2 protein-coding genes and 2 pseudogenes are annotated in these 2540 nt (G+C 64.8%); 2 read left to right on the top strand and 2 right to left on the bottom strand.

Going from position 1 to position 2540, the window contains the following annotated elements; translation table 11 throughout:
• Positions 1-240: pseudogene (locus Y705_RS23285) on the top strand (thiamine pyrophosphate-binding protein); the annotation flags it as partial.
• Positions 241-307: 67 nt separating this feature from the next.
• Here the strand turns inward: Y705_RS23285 and Y705_RS0114430 are convergent.
• Positions 308-1792, bottom strand: coding sequence for an MFS transporter (locus tag Y705_RS0114430; RefSeq protein WP_026533368.1), 1485 nt, complete (start codon positions 1790-1792; stop codon positions 308-310).
• A 124-nt stretch (positions 1793-1916) separates the two neighbouring features.
• Complete coding sequence (locus Y705_RS0114425) at positions 1917-2108, bottom strand: hypothetical protein (RefSeq protein ID WP_026533367.1); 192 nt, start codon at positions 2106-2108, stop codon at positions 1917-1919.
• 202 nt (positions 2109-2310) lie between these two features.
• Here Y705_RS0114425 and Y705_RS20275 point away from each other — a divergent pair.
• Positions 2311-2540: pseudogene (locus Y705_RS20275) on the top strand (LTA synthase family protein); the annotation flags it as partial.

Here is a 2540-nt window from a genome sequence, read left to right as displayed (position 1 = left end):
CCGATGACCATTCCCGATGTCGACTTCGCGGGCATGGCCCGCTCCCTCGGGGCCGATGGAGCCACCATCCGCACCCTGGATGATCTCGACACGCTCCGCGCCTGGCTCACCTCCGAAGCGAACGGTGTGTTCCTGGCGGACTGCCGGGTCAGCTCGACGGTCGTCGCCCCGTACATGGCCGAGATCGTCGCCATGAGCGCCAAGGCAAGGGCCGCAACACTGGAGCCGGCCGTCGCCTGAGGTTCAAATGAGGCGGGCTGCCGGTGGGGCGAGTCCTGCGGCAGTGGGGTTCCTTCCGAACAGGTTCCTACTGGTGGAGAGGTGCCTCTGCCGCAATCCGCGCATACGACGCCGAGACCCGGCGGTAGACGGGAGTTCGAAAGGCCAGCAGCGCAGCCGCGATCATAATGATCCCGGCGATCAGGAACACCAGGGCGATGCCGCGGGAGGTGCCCTCGCCCAGCAGCGGGGCCAGCCGGGCGGCGCCCTCGGTGGACCGCGCGTACGGGATGATCCAGAACTGGGCGAGCGGTGCGATGAGGAACGCGGTGATCGGTGTTGCGGCCGACTCGAACGCCAGAGCGAATCCGAACACGCGGCCCTGCTGCTGCAGTGGCACCACCCGCTGGATGATCGTCTGCTCGGCGGCCTCCACGAAAGGCACCAGGAACAGGTGCAGCCACATGCCGATGACATACAGCCATGCCCACTCCCGCACCGTGAACACCGCACCGGAGGCACCCATCAGGATGACTGCGATGAGCATGGTGCGCAACGGGTTCGGCCCGAGCCCGAACTTGCCGATCAGCGCGCCGCCCACGATGAGCCCTGTGGCGCTGAGCGCGAAGTAGATCCCCCACAGTTCCACGGGAAACATCTCCAGGCCGTAGGGGTCCAGCAACGCCAGGTACACGCCGCCGACGAAGTTGTTGAAGGTGGAGAACAGGATCAGCGCGCTCAACCCTGAAATGGCCAGTACGGCGGCGAGTGAGCCACGCAAATCGAAGCCGCCGTGCGCGTCCGTGGCAGCCGGGCGCACCTCTTCGGGCATGCGCAGGGTAAGCAGGTGCGCGAATACCAGTGCCGTGAGCACCACGGCGATGACGACCGTCCAGCCCATGCCCAGCAGGCCGACCGATAGCCCGGAGAGCACTGAAGCTCCGATGAACATCACTCCGTGCACCATGCCCACCAGCCCGTTGGCGTTGGCCCGCCGATCCGGCTCGATGAGGATGGTGACCGTAGTGGAAAGGGCGATGTTGCGCATGTTCTCCACCACAGCACCGACCAGGATGATCAGGGTGAAGACCCAGAACCACGGCTGTGCCAGGTCCAGCAGCCAGGCGGTGGGCGTCACCAGGAACATGGCGCCGGACAGCACGAACATCACCAGGGTGAAGCCGGCGGCGAAGCGCATCACCGCCAGCTTGCGGTAGCGGTCGACGAAGGTGCCGAAGCTGATGCTGGAAATGGCGATCAGCAGCATGTACGCGCCGCCGATGACCCCTGTGGCGATCACGTTGCGCGTCTGCAGGTACACCCAGAATGTCAGGGCGAACCACAGATAGCTGGTCGTGATGTTGGCGAGGGCGGTGTTCACGAGGATCCCGGCGAACGTGCGGGACCGCTTTGCCGGACTGCGCAGGGAAGTGTCGACGGCATCGCTGTCGGCCGGATGCGGGGCGTCGGCATCCTCGACCGGCGTGGAGGAATCGGCCACGTCCGCGGGGAGGCCCGCGCCGCCAGGGGGAGCCGCAGCGGCCCTGGGCGGGGCCGGTTCCTGCCCGGTCATGCGTCCAAGTGTACTGACAACCAGAAGGCACGGGAACTGGTTCCGGTGGTCTCAACCGGTCGACACACCGCAGATACGTTCAGGTCGTCCAACAGCCTGCAGAACATAATTCTGGCGGTGTCGCTCAGGCGGGCCGATTGATTTCGTCGGCGTCCCACCTGAAGTCAGTTGTCTCGCTGACCCGTACTGCTTCGAAGGCAGGGTGGTCGACGAGTTCGTTGATGAAATCGAAAGTGCCACCGATGAGTGTGGAGTCGAAGTCGATTCCGGAGGCAGTGGCCCAAGCGTGATCGGCCGGCCAGACGAGTTGTGGCATGGGTCCGGGAATCCCGTGTGACCAGCCCGTACCAGCCTCGAGCGACCATGCTGTCCGTGTTGCGAATGAACGGCTCGTTGCTGAGGGGTAAACCAATGTTGAACGGGTAGCGTAACGGTACTAGGCTTCTACGGACCCGAGAACGGGTTGAATGTCAAGAGGGTTCGGCGAACATGGGGAATCCGGAATGCGAGGTGATGCCATGTCTGACCGGATTCTCTCCGTGACCCGACGGGTTGGCGTCGTCGTGCTACGGGTCCTGGTCTACCTCCTGATCTGGGCGGGGCTCGCGCTGCTCATCGCAGCGGCCGGCATCCGTTTCTACTGGGGAGAGATCTCTGTAGGTCAGATGCTCCTGAACCTCGTCTCCGTGGAAACCGACGGCGGGGGCGGACCCATCGTCTGGATCGGCATCCTGGGGATCGGCGTCGT

It is taken from the genome of Arthrobacter sp. H41, assembly GCF_000520535.1.
Taxonomy (GTDB): Bacteria; Actinomycetota; Actinomycetes; order Actinomycetales; family Micrococcaceae; genus Arthrobacter_D.
This window is presented reverse-complemented; position numbering and strand designations above follow the sequence as displayed.